Below are 18794 nucleotides of genomic sequence, written 5' to 3'. Positions count from 1 at the left end.
CAAAAGGCAGCGAACCATCGTCGCTTGTCAGAGTAATGAAACGTGTTCTAGCCTGACCACATGGGTAACCCGGTAATCGTAGAGGCGACGCGCAGTCCAATCGGCAAGCGCAACGGATGGCTGTCAGGCCTGCACGCCACCGAGTTGTTGGGGGCGGTTCAGAAGGCATTGGTGCACAAGGCCGGGCTCTCGTCGGGTCTACAACCCGGAGATGTCGAACAGGTCATCGGCGGTTGCGTGACGCAGTTCGGGGAGCAGTCCAACAACATCAGCCGAGTGGCGTGGCTGACCGCCGGCCTTCCCGATCATGTCGGCGCCACCACTGTCGACTGCCAGTGCGGCAGCGGCCAGCAAGCCAACCATTTGATCGCCGGCCTGATCGCGATCGGGGCCATCGACATCGGCATTGCCTGCGGGATCGAGGCGATGAGCCGGGTGGGCCTGGGCGCCAACGCCGGGCCGGACCGCTCCGCAATCCGGGCCAAGTCCTGGGACATCGACATGCCGAACCAGTTCGAGGCCGCCGAGCGCATCGCCAAGCGCCGCGGGATCACCCGCGAAGACATCGACGCGTTCGGACTCGAATCCCAGTTGCGCGCCAAGCGCGCCTGGGACGAACACCGCTTTGATCGCGAAATCTCACCGATCGAGGCCCCAGTGCTCGATGAGCAGAAGCAGCCCACCAGCGAGCTGCACATGGTCTCTCGGGACCAGGGTCTGCGCGACACCACCATGGCGGGCTTGAATGAGCTCAAGCCGGTAATGGAGGGCGGCATTCACACCGCGGGCACGTCATCGCAGATTTCTGACGGCGCGGCCGCCGTGTTGTGGATGGACGAGGAAAAGGCCAGGGCACTCGGTTTGCGCCCACGCGCCCGCATCGTCAGTCAGGCGCTCGTGGGCGCCGAGCCGTACTACCACCTGGACGGGCCGGTGCAGTCGACGGCAAAGGTGCTCGAGAAGGCCGGGATGAAGATGGGCGACATCGACATCGTGGAGATCAACGAGGCTTTCGCATCGGTGGTGCTGTCCTGGGCGCGGGTTCACGGACCCGAGATGGCCAAGGTCAACGTCAACGGCGGCGCGATCGCCCTGGGCCACCCGGTGGGATGCACCGGCAGCCGGTTGATCACCACCGCACTGCACGAGCTGGAACGCGCCGACCAGAGCACCGCGCTGATCACCATGTGCGCGGGCGGAGCCCTGTCCACCGGCACCATTCTCGAGCGAATCTAGCCGTTCGGTGCGTGTCTCCGACGATCGTCGCATCGAGGCCGCGCAGGCCTACATCGACGCGCTGGTCACCCATGACGCCGCGGTGGTGCCGTTCGCGGCCGGCTGCACCCGGATCGAACAAGGCATTCGAAACGGGTTCTCCGGCAATCACCTGCGGCGCAGCCTCAATCGTGGACCGCAGTACCGGGTGATCGCCGATACGACGCCGCCGGACTACCGCATCGTCGGCGATCGGGTGCATGCGGAGTACGACGTGTTGACCAAGGCCGCTTTCGGGAGCCGCCGTATCGCCTCACGGGTAAACGAAACCTTCGTCATTCCCGCTGAGAGTCCGAGCGGCAAGGCCGAGATCCAGCACATCAACGTCCGTTTCCGCCCATTCATTCAGCGATAGCGTGAGGGCACCGGCCGCCGAATGACCCGCGCCGTCAGCCACCAGCGACCTTAGGATGTTGTCATGCCGAAATCACCTCCGCGGTTTCTGAATTCGCCCTACACCGACTTCTTCATCAAGTGGATGTCGCGCATCAACACCTTCATGTACCGCCGCAACGGCGGTGAGGGCCTGGGCGGCACCTTCCAGAAGATTCCCGTCGCGCTACTGACCACTACCGGCCGCAAGACCGGCGAGCCGCGGGTTAGCCCGCTGTATTTTCACCGCGACGGCGATCGGGTGATTGTCGCTGCGTCCAAAGGTGGTTCGGCAAAAAACCCGATGTGGTACCTCAACCTCAAGGCCAACCCCAAGGTGGGGGTGCAGATCAAAAAGGAAGTGCTCGACCTGACCGCGCGAGACGCCACCGACGAGGAGCGCGCCCGGTACTGGCCGAAGTTGGTGGACATGTATCCCTCCTATGAGGACTACCAGTCCTGGACCGACCGGACGATTCCGATCGTCGTCTGCGAGCCCTAGCCCGAGAAGAACGCCCGACGCTTGAATCGGTGTGGCCGGCGATGACTAGGCGCCGTACACCGGAACCGATGGCCTTGACTTGGCCAGCAGGTCGGCCACCACAAGGCGCAGCTCGGCAGGATCCCACTTGGCACCTTTGTCGACCTCGGGTCCGTGCGCCCAGCCTTCGGCTACCCGGATCACGCCGCCCTCGACCTCGAAGACCTTCCCCGTCACGGCACCGGCTTCGGCGCTGGCCAGCCATACCACCAGCGGGGAGACGTTCTCCGGAGCCATCGCGTCAAAACCCTCGTCGGGTTTGGCCATCATCTCCGCAAAGACCGTTTCGGTCATGCGGGTGCGGGCCGCGGGCGCGATCGCGTTGACGGTGACCCCGTAGCGCCCCATCTCGGCCGCGCCGACGAGCGTCAACGCCGCGATACCGGCCTTGGCGGCGCTGTAGTTGGCCTGCCCGACACTGCCTTGCAGTCCCGCACCGGAACTGGTGTTGATGATCCGTGCGTCAACGGCCTTGCCCGCCTTGGAAAGCCCGCGCCAATACGACGCCGCATGTCGCATGGTGGCAAAGTGGCCCTTGAGGTGCACGGCGATGACGGCGTCGAATTCTTCCTCGCTGGTGTTGGCCATCATCCTGTCGCGCACGATGCCGGCGTTGTTGACCAGAACGTCCAGGCCACCGAACGTATCGACGGCGGTCGAAATCAGGTCGGCCGCCTGCTGCCAGTTCGATACGTCGGATCCATTCGCGACGGCTTCGCCACCGGCCGCGGTGATCTCGTCGACCACACCGTGAGCCGCGCTGCCGCCACCGGCGGGCGAACCGTCCAGGCCCACCCCGATGTCGTTGACCACCACACGCGCACCTTCGGCCGCGAAAGCGAGCGCGTGCGCGCGCCCAATCCCGCCACCCGCTCCGGTGACGATGACGACCCGTCCGTCGAGCAGGCCCATACTCGTTGCTCCTCTTCTCGTTATTTGTTGGCGCTGGATGCAGCCAGATACGGCGGCGGCTCGCCGCCGCCGTGCACCTCGAGCGTGGCGCCACTAATATAGGAAGCCAGATCGGAAGCCAGAAACGCTGCGGCCCAGCCGATGTCCGCCGGTTGCGCCAGCCGCCCCAACGGGACGGTGGCGGCCACCCGGGCGATCGATTCGGCGTCGCCGTAGAACAATTCCGACTGCTCGGTCGCCACCATGCCGACCACCAGCGCGTTCACCCGGATCTTGGGCGCCCATTCGACCGCCAGCGTGCTGGTGAGGCTCTCAAAGCCGGCCTTGGCCGCGCCGTAGGCGGCCGTGCCCGGCGTCGGACGACGCCCGCTGACGCTGCAGACGTTGACGATCGACCCGCCAGTTGGCTGTTCTTGCATCAGCCCATAGGCATGCTGCGAAACCAGTAGCGGCGCAAGTAGATTGAGTTCAACTATTTTGCTGTGGAACCTGGGGGTGGCCTCGGCCGCCAACGCGTAGGGCGACCCTCCCGCGTTGTTGACCAGCACATCGAGCCGTCCGTGCCGTTCGGCGATGGACCCCATCAGCCGCTTGACCGAGTCTTCGTCGCGGATATCGCAACAGTGAAACTCATGAGGCGAGTTCTCGACAGCCCGGCGCGCACAGGTGATCACCGTCGCGCCCTGCTCCGCAAAGACCGAGCTGATACCGGCGCCTACGCCGCGCACGCCGCCGGTTACCAGAACTACCCGGCCGACCAGTCCGAGGTTGATGGCTTGGGCTGCTTCGGCGCGGGTCACTGCGCAAGCGTACCAAGCAAGTGCTTGCTTAGGTACCCAACCCCGTGCGGGAAGGCTCGAGTGGCGGTCAGGTCCACCACCGCCGAGCCCTACGGCGCGTGGGGGCCAAGCCCGCCGCTGCCGCCTTTGCCGCCCAAACCACCGATCGGCGGGATGTCGGGTGGCTCGCCGGGCAGACCGTCGAATCCGGCCCCGCCGTGTTGGTACATCACGCCATTGATGTAGAGGTCACCGCCGTCGCCGCCGTTACCGCCATCGCCACCCCGCGCCGGTGGGATGAGACCGGATCCGTATGCGCCTCGGCCCCCGTTGCCGCCGTCGCCACCCCACCCGGCGTTGCCGCCGTAGGCGTCGCCGCCGCGACCACCGTCACCGCCGTCACCGCCCACTCTGCCGAAAAGCCGAAGTGTTGTTGGGCCGCTCCCGCCGTTGCCACCGTCACCGCCGTCACCACCGTTGAAACCGCGACCACCATTGCCACCGTTACCGCCCCAACCTTGTGGGATAACTCCATGGTCGGTGGTGGAGCCGTTGCCACCGTTTCCGCCGTCGCCGCCGTCGCCGTCGATTCCAGCGACGCCCTGACCGGCTCTGGTGGACCCGTCACCGCCTAGGCCGCCGTAACCGCCCAGGTTGCCATAGCCGCCGTTGCCCCCGTCGCCACCGTTTCCGCCAATCACGCTCGCCAAAGTGGCGGCGTTAACGCCGTTAGCTCCGTCGCCACCGCGCCCGCCATTGCCCCCGGCGCCGCCGTCGCCACCCACGCCGCCAGCACCGGGGGCGCCGTCGTGATATCTCGGCGCGAGGGCATGACCGCCAGCGCCGCCGTCGCCGCCGAATCCGCCGAGGCCGCCGCGCCCCCCGTCCCCACCGGGACCGCCCGCCTTTCCGAACTGCGGCGACTCCACCGCGTCTTTGCCGTCGCCACCGGCGCCGCCGTGGCCACCCTCGCCGCCGAGTCCGCCGTCGCCGCCGCTGCCGCGGAGTTGTCCACCGTCGCCGCCGATTCCGCCCGCACCGCCCCGGCCGCCAAGGCCACCCTGCGACCCAGGGTCACCCCAAGATTGGCCGGGCGAGCCGGGGCCGCCGGTACCGCCGTTGCCGTAGTCCCCGGCATTGAGCACCCGCTTGGCCCCCTGTCGATGGCCTTGGCCGCTGCGAAGCGTGTCGCTGTGCTAGCGTCCCAAGCAAGTGCTTGCTTAGGTAGCCCACCCCATAAGGAAGTCCCCAGTGACAATCACGTCCACCACCGCTGAACCGGGGATCGTTGCGATCACCGTCGACTATCCGCCGGTCAACGCCATCCCATCGCGCGGTTGGTTCGAACTCGCCGACGCCCTGACGGCCGCCGGAGCCGACCTGGAAACCCGAGCGGTGATCCTGCGGGCCGAGGGCCGCGGCTTCAACGCCGGCGTAGACATCAAAGAAATGCAGCGCACCGAAGGCTTCACGGCGCTGATCGACGCGAACCGTGGCTGCTTTGCGGCCTTCCGCGCGGTATACGAATGCGCGGTGCCGGTGATCGCCGCGGTCAATGGGTTCTGCGTTGGCGGGGGCATCGGATTGGTCGGCAACTCCGATGTCATCGTCGCCTCCGAGGACGCCACCTTCGGTTTGCCGGAGGTGGAGCGGGGCGCGCTCGGCGCCGCAACCCACCTCTCCAGGTTGGTTCCACAACATTTGATGCGGCGGCTGTTCTTCACCGCCGCCACCGTGGATGCCGCCACCTTGCACCACTTTGGCTCGGTGCACGAGGTGGTGCCCCGCGCCGAACTCGACGAATCCGCTTTACGCGTGGCCCGTGACATCGCCGCCAAGGACACCCGCGTTATCCGTGCCGCCAAGGAGGCGCTGAACTTGATTGATGTGCAACGGGTTAACTCCAGCTACCGCATGGAGCAAGGATTTACGTTCGAGCTCAACCTCGCCGGAGTCGCCGACGAGCACCGCGACGCGTTCGTGAAAAAGTCATGAGCAACAAGACAACCACCCTCGATGACGCAGTCGGGCATTTGCGCAGTGGAATGACCATCGGCATCGCCGGCTGGGGTTCACGGCGCAAGCCCATGGCCTTCGTGCGGGCCATCCTGCGCTCTGACGTCACCGACCTGACGGTGGTCAGCTACGGCGGCCCCGACGTCGGACTGCTGTGTTCGGCCGGCAAGGTCAAGCGGGTCTATTACGGGTTCGTCTCATTGGACTCACCCCCCTTCTACGACCCGTGGTTCGCCAAGGCCCGCACCAGTGGTGCCATCGAGGCCCGCGAAATGGACGAGGGCATGCTGCGCTGCGGGCTACAAGCGGCCGCACAACGCCTGCCGTTCCTGCCGATCCGCGCCGGGCTGGGCAGTTCGGTTCCGGACTTCTGGGACGGCGAGCTGGCCACGGTCACCAGTCCCTACCCGGCCCCGGAAGGCGGCCACGAGACCCTGATCGCCATGCCGGCGCTGCGCTTGGACGCGGCCTTTGCGCACCTCAATCTCGGCGACTGCCGTGGCAATGCCGCCTACACCGGGATCGACCCGTACTTCGACGACCTTTTCCTGATGGCCGCCGAGCAGCGCTTCCTCTCGGTGGAGCGCATTGTCACCACCGAGGAACTAGTCAAATCCGTACCGCCCCAAGCGATGCTGGTGAACCGGATGATGGTCGACGCGGTGGTGGAGGCCCCCGGCGGCGCCCACTTCACCACCGCCGCGCCCGACTATGGCCGGGACGAGAAATTCCAGCGCCACTACGCCGAAGCGGCGTCGACCGACCAGGGGTGGCAACAGTTCGTGGCCACATATTTGTCCGGCACCGAGGCCGACTATCAGGCAGCGGTGCGCGAGTTTGGAGCGTCATCGTGAGTACCCGGGCCGAGGTATGCGCCGTCGCCTGCGCCGAATTGTTCCGCAACGCCGGTGAAATCATGGTCAGCCCGATGACGAACATGGCGTCGGTCGGAGCGAGGTTGGCCCGACTCACCTTCTCACCCGACATCCTGCTGACCGACGGGGAAGCCCAGTTGCTGGCCGACACGCCACCTTTGGGCAAGACCGGACCGGTCGAGGGCTGGATGCCCTTTGGCCGGGTCTTCGAGACACTGGCCTGGGGACGCCGGCATGTTGTCATGGGCGCCAATCAGGTTGACCGTTACGGCAATCAGAACATCTCGGCGTTCGGCCCGCTGCAGCATCCGACCCGGCAGATGTTCGGCGTCCGGGGATCGCCCGGCAATACCATCAACCACGCAACCAGCTACTGGGTCGGCAGCCATTCCAAACGAGTGTTCTGCGAGGCCGTCGACATCGTCTCCGGAATCGGCTACGACAAGGTCGATCCCGACAACCCCGCGTTTCGGTTCGTCAACGTCTACCGGGTGGTGTCCAACCTGGGAGTGTTCGACTTCGGCGGACCCGAGCAAACGATGCGGGCCCTGAGTTTGCATCCCGGAGTGTCCCCCGACGACGTTCGGGAAGCCACCTCATTCGAGGTACACGGCCTCGAGGACGCCGAACAAACCAGGACTCCCACCGACGGGGAACTGCAGCTGATCCGCGAAGTCATCGATCCGAAAGCGCTGCGCGATAGAGAGATTCGTTCATGAGATTGCGCACGCCGCTGACCGATCTGGTCGGCGTCGAGCACCCGGTGGTGCAGACCGGGATGGGTTGGGTGGCCGGTGCGCGGCTGGTCTCGGCCACAGCGAACGCGGGGGGCCTGGGAATCCTGGCTTCGGCCACCATGACCTTGGACGAATTGGCCACTGCCATAGGCAAAGTCAAAGCCACCACCGACAAGCCTTTCGGCGTGAACATCCGCGCCGACGCCGCCGATGCGTCGGACCGGGTCGAGTTGATGATCCGCGAGGGTGTCAAAGTCGCATCCTTTGCCCTGGCCCCCAAGCCCGAGCTGATCGCGCGGCTCAAGGAAGCCGGAGCCGTCGTCATCCCATCGATCGGCGCGGCCAAGCACGCCCGCAAGGTTGCGGGCTGGGGCGCGGACGCCATGATCGTCCAAGGCGGTGAGGGCGGCGGACACACCGGACCGGTCGCGACGACACTGCTGTTGCCCTCAGTGCTGGACGCCGTCAAGGGCACCGGCATCCCGGTGATCGCGGCAGGCGGTTTCTTCGATGGACGCGGGCTGGCCGCCGCGCTTTCCTATGGCGCGGCAGGCGTGGCAATGGGCACCCGTTTCCTGCTCACCTCGGACTCCACCGTGCCCGACGCGGTGAAGCGACGCTATCTTCAGGCCGCGCTGGATGGCACCGTCGTCACCACCCGGGTCGACGGGATGCCACACCGGGTGCTGCGCACCGGACTGGTCGAGAAATTGGAAGGCGGATCGCGAGCGCGGGGCTTTACCGCCGCGATCCGCAACGCCGCGAAGTTCAAACAGATGTCGCAGATGAGCTGGGCGTCGATGATCAAAGACGGCCTCGCCATGCGACACGGCAAAGAACTGACCTGGTCACAGGTGCTGATGGCGGCCAATACCCCGATGTTGTTGAAGACCGGTCTGGTCGACGGCAACCCCGAGGCGGGGGTACTGGCATCGGGTCAGGTCGCCGGAATACTCGATGACCTGCCGTCGTGTGCGCAATTGGTCGAGTCGATCGTGCACGACGCCATCGAACATCTATGGGCCGCCGCAGCGCTGGTGGAGTAGTTGACGCGTGTCGACTAGGCTTCTTCAGCTATGTCGACCATCGACGCCGTGAACCGAGCGGCACCGGATTCGTCTGCGCATCACGCTCTGCCCGATCCTGGCGAGACGGTGCCCAAGCTGGCCCTTCCCACCCTTGGGATCTTCCTGGCCGCACTCGGGTCCTTTGTCCTGACGACGGTCGGCTACATCGACGGTTGGGTCCCATCCTGGGTGACGATTCCGGTCAACGCCGCGGTGACCTTTGTGATGTTCACCGTCGTGCACGACGCCTCGCATTACTCGGTCAGCTCGGTGCGCTGGGTGAACGGGTTGTTCGGGCGGCTGGCTTTTCTCTTCGTCGGTCCGGTGGTCGCCTTCCCGGCCTTCGGATACATCCACATCCAGCATCACCGCCACTCCAATGACGACGTCGAAGACCCCGACACCTTCGCCTCTCATGGTTCGCCGTGGCTGCTGCCGTTGCGCTGGTCGCTGGTGGAGTACTACTACCTCAAGTACTACATCCCGCGTGCTCGTAGCCGACCGGTCGTCGAGTTTGCCGAGACGCTGTTCATGTTTGCGTTGAGCATCACCGGCTTGACCATTGCGATCGTCACCGGCAATTTCTGGACGTTGGCGGTGGTCTTCTTGATCCCGCAGCGCATCGGACTCACGGTGCTGGCATGGTGGTTCGACTGGCTGCCTCATCACGGGCTGGAGGACACCCAGCGCACCAACCGCTATCGCGCGACCCGCAACCGCGTCGGTGCGGAATGGCTGTTCACGCCGGTGCTGCTGTCGCAGAACTACCACCTGGTACACCATCTGCACCCGTCGGTGCCGTTCTACCGGTACGTGCGCACCTGGAAGCGCAACGAAGAGGCTTACCTGGAACGCAACGCCGCGATCTCCACGGTCTTTGGCCAGCAATTGAATCCGGACGAGTACCGGGAGTGGAAGGAACTCAACGGCAGGCTCGCCAAGCTGTTGCCGGTGCGGATGCCGGCCAGGTCGAGTTCGCCGCACGCGGTGCTGCACCGCATCCCGGTCGCATCGGTGGACCCCATCACCACCGACAGCACGCTGGTGACGTTTGCGGTGCCCGAAGACCTGCAGGACGCCTTCCGCTTCGAGCCGGGCCAACACGTGACGGTCCGCACCGATCTTGGCGGGCAGGGCGTCCGTCGCAACTACTCGATCTGTGCTCCGGCCACTCGGGCCCAGCTGAGGATCGCCGTCAAACACATTCCGGGCGGCGCGTTTTCGACTTTTGTGGCCAACGACCTCAAGGCCGGCGATGTGCTGGAGCTGATGACGCCGACCGGCCAGTTCGGCACGCCATTGAATCCGTTGGAGCGCAAGCACTACGTCGGACTGGTGGCCGGCAGCGGGATCACACCGGTGTTGTCGATCCTTGCGACCACGCTCGAGATCGAAGCCGAAAGCCGGTTCACCCTGATCTACGGGAATCGCACCAAGGAATCCACGATGTTCCGGGCCGAGCTGGACCGTCTCGAGTCACGCTATGCCGACCGGCTGGAGATCCTGCACGTGATGTCCAACGAGCCGCTGCACACCCCAGAGCTACGCGGACGCATCGACACGGAGAAGCTCAACAGGTGGCTGACGAGCAACCTGTCCCCAGAAACGGTGGATGAGTGGTTCATCTGCGGACCAATGGAAATGACCACCACGGTGCGTGACTCGTTGATCGAGCACGGGGTCGACACGGAGCACATTCACCTGGAGCTGTTCTTCGGTTACAACACAGCACCGGCGACCGATCACGGGTACGAGGGCGCAACCGTGACCTTCACCCTGTCCGGGCGGCAGGACACCTTCGATCTGACCCCCGGAGACTCGATCCTGGAGGGCGCGCTACAGCGGCGCAGCGATGCACCCTACGCCTGCATGGGCGGAGCGTGCGGCACCTGCCGAGCCAAACTCATCGAAGGCAACGTGGAGATGGACCACAACTTCGCGCTTGGTCAGGCCGAACTCGACGCGGGTTACATCTTGACGTGTCAGTCGCACCCGACCACACCGTTCGTGGCAGTCGACTACGACAGCTAAGGCGCCCATCGCGCCGGACGCAACCGGCGCGATAGGACACCGCGGCGGGCCGTCGGTCGGGTGGTCCACACCCGGACGCCAGCGGGCTACGTCCCGTTAATCCCGTCCGGGCCGAGTAGACCGCCGGTGCCACCGGTGCCGGCTGTCACGCCGGTTCCGCCGTTGCCGCCGTTACCGCCAGCGCCGAACAACCCCACGTCGCCGCCGTCGCCGCCGTCGCCGTTGGTCCAACCGTCCCCGCCGGCACCACCGTTGCCGGCGTTGCCCACCCATCCGGCCCCGCCGCCGTCGCCGCCGGCACCCGCGACCGTGCCCCCGGTACCGACGGCACCACCGATACCGCCGGCACCACCGCTGCCGAACAGGCCACCCGCGTTACCACCGGCACCACCGGCACCACCGTTGTTAACGCTGCTGGACGTCGAAATCCCGCCAGCACCACCGGCGCCACCGCCACCACCATCACCGAACAGCAAGCCCCCACTACCGCCAGCCCCACCGGCACCACCAGCGCCGTCGGCGGTGTTGTCCGAAAAGCCGACAGCGCCAGCCCCGCCGGCCCCACCGCCCCCACCATTACCGCCCAGCAGCCCACCGGCACCACCAGTCCCACCGGCACCACCATCACCGAGACCACTGGCACCGCCGGCACCACCGGCACCACCGGCACCACCGGCACCACCAAGACCAAACCCGAGGGCACTACCAGCACCGCCAACACCACCATCGCCGCCAATACCGCCGGCACCCCACGCACCATTACCGCCAACACCACCAACACCGAACAACGCGCCACCGGCCCCACCAACACCACCGGCCCCACCCGTGCCGAACCCACTAGCGCCACCGAACCCACCGGCCCCGCCGAAACCGATCAACCCAACCCCACCACCAGCACCACCGTCACCGCCGCCAGCACCCGCAGACAACGGGCCACTAAACCCTCCCGTACCACCATTGCCGCCAAGACCGATCAGCAGACCGCCACGCCCCCCGGCGCCACCCTGACCACCAAACGACAGACCAGGGTCGGTCGGGAACCCGACGCCGGTACCACCCACGTCACCAGCCCCACCGACACCGAACAGCCCCGCATCGCCACCAACACCGCCGGCACCACCAGGCCCACCCGCCCCGGTACCACCGACCCCGCCGGCGCCGCCATCCCCGCCGAACAGGCCGCCACCACCACCAGCACCGCCGATCCCACCGGCACCGGCCCCACCTTGCCCGCCCCGCGCACCGGCCCCACCGGACCCCCACAACAAACCACCATCACCGCCGGCACCAGCATTGCCGCCAACACCGGAGAAGCCGGTGCCACCAGTCCCGCCTATGCCACCAACACCGAACAATCCGGCATCACCGCCGTCGCCGCCGATCCCACCCGAGGGGCCCTGACCAAACCCGCCGAACCCGCCGCTGCCGCCGATCCCCAACAACCACCCGCCGCGCCCGCCGTCTCCGCCGGCCCCGCCCACGCTGACCTGGCCAATCTCCAAGCCATTCGTGCCGCCCGCACCACCGGTGCCACCAGCACCACCGGTGCCGAATATCCCGGCAGCACCACCACTACCGCCGACCCCACCGGCATTGGCGCCCGAACCACCAAAACCACCGGCCCCACCATCGGCGAAGGACAAGACGCCCGAGCCACCGCCCGCACCACCGGCACCGCCAACACCCAAAGTGCCGATACCACCCGTGCCACCAACACCACCGGTGCCAAACAGCCACGCGCTCCCACCAGCCCCGCCAGCACCCCCGTTAAAGGCCCCGATGCCCCCGGTACCACCAGCACCACCGCTACCGATCAGCCATCCCCCAGCCCCACCAGCCCCACCCACGGCACCGTTATTCCCAAACAGATCGGTGTTACCACCAGCACCCCCGGCACCACCATTACCGATCAGTCCCGCATTGCCACCGGCCCCACCGTTTTGACCATCCGCGCCCGACCCCCCGGCACCACCATTACCGAACAACAGCCCACCGTCGCCGCCGTTCTGGCCGGTCCCCGGGGCCCCGTTGGCGCCATTGCCGATCAACGGGCGCCCCAGCAGCGCCTGGGTGGGCGCATTTACCAGGTCGTATAGGGCTTGGAGCGGAGCGATGCTCGCCGCCTCGGCGTTCGCGTATGACGCCGCACCCGAATTCAGCGCCTGCACGAACTCTTGATGAAACGCCGTCACGTGGGAGCCGAGCGCCTGATACGCCTGGGCGTGCGCACCGAACAACGCTGCGATGGCCGCCGACACCTCATCGGCACCTGCCGCCAGTATCTGGGTCGTGGGAACCGCCGCCGATACGTTAGCGGCGCTGAGCGCGGACTCGATGCCCGCCAAGTCCGCGGCCGCCGACTGCATGAGCTCGGGCGCTGCGATGACATAGGACATCTGAGCCTCCCAATACGTGTCGACACACGCGCTCTTCCATCCGACGATCGCGCAGTCACGTCAATTGGACAGAGAAACAGTAGCAACAGGCATGAATAATCGTCTGGTATTGCGCAGGACGCGCCACACCGAAAATCCCGATGCCAGAGGACTCACCGCGCGAGCCGCAGAGGTCCACCCTTCGCAGCCCGAAACGCCGGCCGCTATAGCCGCTCGATGATCGTGACGTTGGCGGTGCCCCCGCCTTCACACATCGTCTGTAGCCCGTAACGCCCACCGACCCGGTCGAGTTCATTGAGCATGGTGGTGAACAGCTTGGCCCCGGTGGCACCCAGCGGATGACCGAGAGCGATGGCACCGCCGTTGGGGTTGACCTTCTCGGGATCGGCCTTGATTTCCTTGAGCCACGCCAAAACCACCGGCGCGAATGCCTCATTGATCTCTACCGTGGCGATGTCATCGATGGACAGGCCGGTCTTTTCCAGCGCATGGCGGGTCGCCGGGATGGGGCCGGTGAGCATGAACACCGGGTCGGCGGCGCGCGCACTGATGTGGTGGATGCGAGCGCGCGGAGTCAGGCCGTGATCCTTGACCGCCTGTTCGGAAGCCAGCAGCACCGCGCTGGCACCGTCGGAGATCTGGCTGGCCATCGCGGCGGTAAGCCGCCCCCCCTCGACCAGGGTCTTCAAGCCAGCCATCTTCTCCAGCGATGACTCGCGCGGCCCTTCGTCGACCCGGAAGGGCCCGGATTCCGTTTCCACACTAAGGATTTCGTTATCGAAGCGGCCACCCCTGATCGCCGCGAACGCACGCGCGTGGCTGGTCATCGCATACTGCTCCATCTCTTCACGCGACAAATTCCACTTCTCGGCGATCATCTCCGAACCGCGGAACTGAGAGATCTCCTGATCCCCGTACCGGTGCAGCCACTGCTTGGATTCGTTGGTCGGCGAGCTAAAGCCGAATTGTTCACCGACGATCATTGCCGACGAGATCGGGATCTGGCTCATGTTCTGCATGCCACCGGCAACGATGAGGTCGGCCGTTCCGGACATGATCGCTTGCGCACCAAAGGAGATCGCCTGCTGGCTGGAGCCGCATTGGCGGTCCACGGTGACACCTGGCACTTCTTCGGGATATCCCGCCGCAAGCCAGGACAACCGTGCGATATTGCCGGCCTGACCGCCGATGGCATCGACACAGCCCGCGATCACGTCGTCGACCGCGGCCGGGTCGACGTCAACTCGATCCAGCAGTCCCCGCCACCCCAAGGCACCCAGGTCGACGGGATGTACCCCCGCCAACGCTCCGCCACGCTTGCCCACCGCGGTACGTACAGCGTCGATGACGTACGCCTCCGGCATTTTCAGACTCCTTCTTTCTGGATCCCGCCCAGCACAATGGCGAGATACTTCTGCCCGACCTGCTGCGCGGTCAGCGCTCCGCCAGGTTTGTACCAGCGCACCGACACCCAGGTGGTGTCGCGGATGAACCGGTAGACCAGGTCCACGTCGAGGTCGGGCCGGAAGTAGCCCTCCTCAATGCCCTGATTGAGCACGTCTACCCACATCTTGCGCTGCTCTTTGTTGCGATCCTCCAGGTAGGAAAACCGGGGCTGTGAAGACAGCCGTTGGGCCTCGTCCTGGTAGATGACCACTTGAGCGTGCCGATGTTCGATGGCCTCGAACGACGCCAGGAACAGGCCCTTGAGCCGCTCCAGCGGGTTGGGTTCGCCATCGACGATCTCGAGGTAGCGAGCGAAGAGCCAGTCCAGAAACTCGCGCAACAGCTCGTCGACCATTTCCTCTTTGGAGGCGAAATGGTGATAGAGGCTGCCGGACAGGATGCCGGCTCCGTCGGCGATGTCACGGACGGTGGTGGCGCGCAGACCGCGCTCGGCGAACATCACCGCGGCGAGCCCCAATAACTCTCCTCGGCGGCTGTTAGCCTGACCGGTCATTCGTTCCACCCGATCAGCGTATCAACCAAGCGCTTGCTCGGCCAATGTGACTAAAGACCTCAATATCAGCGAAACGCACTATCCCCGCCTGACCACCGTCGTAGCATCTGCGCCGGAACACTCCAATTCGATTTCGGCACTGGCCGCATCGGGGGCGGCGAGGCCACTGGCAGGAGGTCAGCCATGGTCAGTTTTCCGATGTTGCCCCCGGAGATCAATTCGCTGCGAATGTTCAACGGTGCGGGTTCTACGCCGATGCTGCAGGCGTCGGCGGACTGGAATGGCCTCGCCGAGGAGTTGGGCGCCGCGGCGGATTCGTTTTCCGCTGTGACCTCCGGCCTGGCCGGACAGGCTTGGCAAGGCGCGGCATCGGCGGCTATGACGGCCGCGGCCAGCCCCTATGCGGGGTGGTTGAGTGCGGCGGCGGCGCGGGCCGCCGGCGCGGCCGGCCAAGCCCAGGCGGTAGCCAGCGCATTCGAGGCGGCGCGGATGGCGATGATCCCTCCGCTGGCCGTGGCGGCCAACCGGAATGTGTTTGTGCAGTTGGTGCGGTCGAACTTCTTCGGGTTCAATGCGCCGGCGATCATGGCAGCCGAGTCACAGTACGAAGAGATGTGGGCCGCAGACGTGGCCGCGATGACCGGCTACCACTCCGGCGTGTCGGCGGCGGCGGCAAGTTTGAATCCCTTCCAGCAGTTGTTGCAGGCGCTGCCGAACATAGGGCTCGGCAATAAGGGCGGCACCGGGAACATCGGCAGCGGAAACACCGGCAGCACCAACATCGGCAACGGAAACACCGGCAGCTCCAACTTCGGCGGCGGCAACGTCGGCAGCAACAACATCGGCGATGGGAACCTGGGCAGCGGCAACTGGGGCAGCGGCAACCTCGGCAACGAAAACATCGGTTTCGGAAACACCGGCAACCCGCTCACCAGCTCTAATCCGGGCATCAACTTCGGGTTGGGCAACTGGGGCAACGGGAACTTCGGCATCGGTAACCGCGGCGACCTCAACGTTGGCGCCGGCAACAGCGGTGACGGGAACCTGGGCTTTGGACTTACCGGCGACAATCTGGTCGGCTTCGGGAATGCCTACTACGACTCGACAACCGGTCAGTTCACGTTCAATGGACTGAACTCGGGCACCGGGAATTTCGGAATCGGCAACTCGGGTACGAACAATATCGGCTTCTTCAACTCCGATAATGGAAACTTCGGCGTCTTCAATGCGGGCCTCTCGTCCACTAGCGCCTTCGGCAACTTCGGCGTCGGGAACTCGGGCACCGGCAACGTCGGTTTCGGCAACTCCGACATCGGCAACTTCGGCGTCGGGAACTCGAGTGTCCTCAACACCGGCTTCTTCAACTCGGCCAGTGGCAACACCGGCTTCGGCAACGCGGGCAGCACCAACACGGGCTTCCTGAATTCGGGCGACGTCAATACTGGATCCGGCAATTCCGGTCACACGAATACGGGTTTGTGGAATTCGGGCGACGTGAACACCGACATCGGTTCCACCGCCGACACCGGCGACACGAACTCGGGCTTCAACAATACCGGGAGCAATGTCTCGGGCTTCTTCAACACTGCCACCGGAACGTTTGCCGGCGACATCTCGGGCATGTTCAACCAGGCCAGCGGCGGCACCGTAAACGGCATCATCTCCGGCATCGGGAATACCGGCGTCGCGGACAGCCTCCCCGGGATTGCCGGCAACCTCACGGGGTTGTTCAACACGGGCAGCAATATGTCGGGCGTGTTCAGCCTAGAAGAACTGCTGAAACAGCTAGCGGGGTAACCGATCCGGCCGTCCCGGCGCCCAAGATCGGGCTGCGGCAACACATTTGCCAGTGATGCGGCCGCGACAACCCGATCAGGGGTGCTGACTGGAGACCGAAATCACCTCTCCGGTCAGATAGCTCGAGTACTCGCTGGCCAGAAACGCGATGGTAGCCGCCACTTCCCACGGTTCGGCGGCGCGTCCGAACGCCTCACCGGCGGACAGCCGGTCGAGTAGCTCGGCAGAGGTGGTCTTGTCCAGGAACTTGTGCCGGGCGATGCTAGGTGACACCGCATTGATCCGCACCCCATACTCCGCGGCTTCTATTGCGCTACAGCGAGTTAACGCCATGACGCCGGCCTTGGCCGCGGCGTAGTGCGACTGCGAGTGCTGTGCCCGCCAGCCCAACACGCTGGCATTGTTGACGATCACTCCACCATGCGGCGCCTCACGGAAGTAGCGAAGTGCGGCTCGAGTGGCCCGGAACACCGATGTGAGCGTCACGTCCAGGACGCGATCCCACTCGTCGTCGGTCATATCGGCCACCGGGGTCTGCCCGCCCAACCCGGCGTTGTTGACCAACACGTCAAGGCGGCCCATGCGGGCGGTGGTCGAGTCGATCAGCGCGTCGACCTGTGCGGTGGAACTCACGTCGCACAGCACGCTTTCGACCCGGCCCAGTCCCAGCGCGGACAGTTCGGCGGCGGTTTCGCCGAGCCGTCGCTCGTGGTGGTCGGAAATCACCACGTCGGCGCCTTCGGCCAGGGCACGGCGCGCCGTCGCCGAACCGATGCCGGTGCCGGCCGCCGCGGTCACCACCACGACCTTGTCAGCCAAAAGGCCATGTCCGGCAATTTCTTTCGGTGCTTCAGACAAGCTCATCCCTTGGCCTCCCGGGGCAGGCCGAGCACCCGCTCGGCAATGATGTTGCGCTGAATCTCGTTGGATCCGCCGTAGATCGTGTCAGCGCGGGTGAACAAGAACAGCCGCTGCCATTCATCGAACTCGCCGTCGGCCAGCGTCAAGCCCGGCTTGCCGATCACATCCATCGCCAGTTCGCCGAGACTGCGATGCCAGTTGGCCCACAGCAACTTCGAAACGTTGTCCTGGCCGGGCTGCTCAACATCCATGGCGGCCAGGGCATACGAACGCATTGCCCGTAGTCCGGTCCACGCCCGGGTCAGGCGTTCCCGGATGAACGGATCGTCGGCGGCGCCGGTGCGCCGCACGAGAGCGGCCAGATCGGAAAGCTCACGGGCATAGACGATCTGCTGCCCCAGCGTCGAGACGCCCCGCTCGAAGGTCAGCGTGCCCAGCGCGACGCGCCAGCCGTCACCCGGTGCGCCGACCACCAAGTCAGCATCGGTGCGGGCGTCGTCGAAGAACACCTCATTGAACTCCACGGTACCGGTGATCTGGACGATCGGCCGGATCTGCACGCCGGGCTGATCCAGCGGGACCAGCAGATACGACAGCCCGGCATGGCGTTTGGAGCCCTTCTCGGTTCGCGCGACCACGAAGCACCACTGCGAAAGATGAGCCAGCGACGTCCATACCTTCTGGCCGTTGATTACCCATTGATCACCGTCGAGTTCGGCGGTGGTCGCCACATTGGCCAGGTCACTACCGGCGCCGGGCTCGGAATACCCCTGGCACCACAGCTCGGTGACGTCGAGGATGCGCGGCAGGAAGCGCTGCTGTTGTTCGGGTGTCCCGAAGGCGATCAGCGTTGGCCCGAGCAGCTCTTCACCGAAGTGGTTGACCTTGTCCGGCGCATCCGCGCGCGCGTATTCCTCGTAGAAAGCCACACGGTGGGCGGTCAAGAGCCCCCGGCCGCCATGCTCGACCGGCCACCCCAGGCAGGTCAGCCCGGCCGCGGCCAGATGCTGGTTCCAGGCCCGGCGTTCCTCGAAAGCCTCGTGTTCACGTCCCGGCCCGCCGAGCCCCTTGAGCGTTGCGAATTCCCCGACCAGATTGGCCGCGAGCCAGCCGCGGACCTCCGCCCGAAACTCCTCGACGTCCTGCATGCCCTGTAGGCTAACCTACCAAGCACT

At 65.7% G+C, this 18794-nt stretch carries 17 protein-coding genes; 9 read left to right on the top strand and 8 right to left on the bottom strand.

Features of this window, described 5'->3' with window-relative positions; genetic code table 11:
- Nucleotides 1-60 precede the first annotated feature (60 nt).
- From MMSP_RS05025 to MMSP_RS05015, 3 genes are all read left to right on the top strand, one after another.
- Nucleotides 61-1236 (top strand): steroid 3-ketoacyl-CoA thiolase, encoded by a 1176-nt coding sequence (locus MMSP_RS05025; RefSeq protein WP_020785732.1) that lies wholly within the window; start codon nucleotides 61-63, stop codon nucleotides 1234-1236.
- 7 nt (nucleotides 1237-1243) lie between these two features.
- On the top strand, nucleotides 1244-1630 hold the full coding sequence (locus MMSP_RS05020; protein ID WP_012396558.1) for a hypothetical protein: 387 nt from the start codon (nucleotides 1244-1246) through the stop codon (nucleotides 1628-1630).
- Between the two features lie 63 nt (nucleotides 1631-1693).
- Nucleotides 1694-2149, top strand: coding sequence for a nitroreductase family deazaflavin-dependent oxidoreductase (locus MMSP_RS05015; protein ID WP_015357397.1), 456 nt, complete (start codon nucleotides 1694-1696; stop codon nucleotides 2147-2149).
- A gap of 45 nt (nucleotides 2150-2194) precedes the next feature.
- Here the strand turns inward: MMSP_RS05015 and MMSP_RS05010 are convergent, their stop codons facing one another.
- The 3 genes from MMSP_RS05010 to MMSP_RS29300 form a co-directional block, all read right to left on the bottom strand.
- Entirely contained in the window at nucleotides 2195-3100 is a 906-nt protein-coding gene (locus MMSP_RS05010; RefSeq protein ID WP_012396560.1) for an SDR family oxidoreductase, read from the bottom strand.
- 20 nt (nucleotides 3101-3120) lie between these two features.
- Nucleotides 3121-3900 (bottom strand): SDR family oxidoreductase, encoded by a 780-nt coding sequence (locus MMSP_RS05005; RefSeq protein ID WP_011741760.1) that lies wholly within the window; start codon nucleotides 3898-3900, stop codon nucleotides 3121-3123.
- A gap of 89 nt (nucleotides 3901-3989) precedes the next feature.
- Nucleotides 3990-5024 (bottom strand): hypothetical protein, encoded by a 1035-nt coding sequence (locus MMSP_RS29300; protein WP_304412600.1) that lies wholly within the window; start codon nucleotides 5022-5024, stop codon nucleotides 3990-3992.
- Between the two features lie 106 nt (nucleotides 5025-5130).
- On the opposite strand from MMSP_RS29300, the gene echA20 reads away from it, so the two are divergent.
- Genes echA20 through MMSP_RS04975 form a run of 5 tightly spaced genes read left to right on the top strand, consistent with a single transcriptional unit; the run spans nucleotide 5131 to nucleotide 10605 of the window.
- Entirely contained in the window at nucleotides 5131-5874 is a 744-nt protein-coding gene (echA20, locus tag MMSP_RS04995) for a (7aS)-7a-methyl-1,5-dioxo-2,3,5,6,7,7a-hexahydro-1H-indene-carboxyl-CoA hydrolase (RefSeq protein ID WP_012396563.1), read from the top strand.
- Nucleotides 5871-6749, top strand: a complete 879-nt coding sequence (ipdA, locus tag MMSP_RS04990; protein WP_020785730.1) for a cholesterol ring-cleaving hydrolase subunit IpdA — start codon at nucleotides 5871-5873, stop codon at nucleotides 6747-6749. Before echA20 ends, ipdA begins: the two co-directional genes overlap by 4 nt.
- Nucleotides 6746-7489 (top strand): cholesterol ring-cleaving hydrolase subunit IpdB, encoded by a 744-nt coding sequence (gene ipdB / locus MMSP_RS04985; protein WP_015357401.1) that lies wholly within the window; start codon nucleotides 6746-6748, stop codon nucleotides 7487-7489. The genes ipdA and ipdB overlap by 4 nt, the downstream gene beginning before the upstream one ends.
- Nucleotides 7486-8553 (top strand): (3aS,4S,5R,7aS)-5-hydroxy-7a-methyl-1-oxo-octahydro-1H-indene-4-carboxyl-CoA dehydrogenase, encoded by a 1068-nt coding sequence (gene ipdC / locus MMSP_RS04980; RefSeq protein ID WP_020785729.1) that lies wholly within the window; start codon nucleotides 7486-7488, stop codon nucleotides 8551-8553. The genes ipdB and ipdC overlap by 4 nt, the downstream gene beginning before the upstream one ends.
- 30 nt (nucleotides 8554-8583) lie before the next feature.
- A complete protein-coding gene (locus tag MMSP_RS04975) occupies nucleotides 8584-10605 on the top strand; it encodes a fatty acid desaturase (protein ID WP_020785728.1) in 2022 nt (673 codons plus the stop codon).
- Between the two features lie 86 nt (nucleotides 10606-10691).
- Here MMSP_RS04975 and MMSP_RS04970 read toward each other — a convergent pair whose 3' ends face one another.
- From MMSP_RS04970 to kstR2, 3 genes are all read right to left on the bottom strand, one after another.
- Nucleotides 10692-13001 (bottom strand): PE family protein, encoded by a 2310-nt coding sequence (locus MMSP_RS04970; RefSeq protein WP_020785727.1) that lies wholly within the window; start codon nucleotides 12999-13001, stop codon nucleotides 10692-10694.
- Between the two features lie 203 nt (nucleotides 13002-13204).
- Complete coding sequence (gene fadA6, locus MMSP_RS04965; protein ID WP_020785726.1) at nucleotides 13205-14365, bottom strand: steroid 3-ketoacyl-CoA thiolase FadA6; 1161 nt, start codon at nucleotides 14363-14365, stop codon at nucleotides 13205-13207.
- A gap of 2 nt (nucleotides 14366-14367) precedes the next feature.
- Nucleotides 14368-14970, bottom strand: coding sequence for a TetR family transcriptional regulator KstR2 (gene kstR2, locus MMSP_RS04960; RefSeq protein WP_012396570.1), 603 nt, complete (start codon nucleotides 14968-14970; stop codon nucleotides 14368-14370).
- Between the two features lie 174 nt (nucleotides 14971-15144).
- Here kstR2 and MMSP_RS04955 point away from each other — a divergent pair, with 174 nt between their 5' ends.
- On the top strand, nucleotides 15145-16758 hold the full coding sequence (locus MMSP_RS04955) for a PPE family protein (RefSeq protein WP_020785725.1): 1614 nt from the start codon (nucleotides 15145-15147) through the stop codon (nucleotides 16756-16758).
- Nucleotides 16759-16833: 75 nt separating this feature from the next.
- Here the strand turns inward: MMSP_RS04955 and ipdF are convergent, their stop codons facing one another.
- Both ipdF and ipdE1 read right to left on the bottom strand, forming a co-directional pair.
- The gene (gene ipdF, locus MMSP_RS04950; RefSeq protein WP_015357411.1) at nucleotides 16834-17622 is read right to left on the bottom strand and encodes a (5R,7aS)-5-hydroxy-7a-methyl-1-oxo-2,3,5,6,7,7a-hexahydro-1H-indene-carboxyl-CoA reductase; all 789 of its coding nucleotides are present in this window, start codon (nucleotides 17620-17622) and stop codon (nucleotides 16834-16836) included.
- Entirely contained in the window at nucleotides 17619-18767 is a 1149-nt protein-coding gene (gene ipdE1 / locus MMSP_RS04945) for an acyl-CoA dehydrogenase IpdE1 (RefSeq protein ID WP_020785724.1), read from the bottom strand. The genes ipdF and ipdE1 overlap by 4 nt, the downstream gene beginning before the upstream one ends.
- Nucleotides 18768-18794 lie beyond the last annotated feature (27 nt).

This window comes from Mycobacterium sp. 012931 (genome assembly GCF_000419295.1).
Taxonomy (GTDB): Bacteria; Actinomycetota; Actinomycetes; order Mycobacteriales; family Mycobacteriaceae; genus Mycobacterium; species Mycobacterium marinum.
Note: the sequence above shows the minus strand (reverse complement) of the source record. Positions and strands in the feature narration are given on the sequence as shown.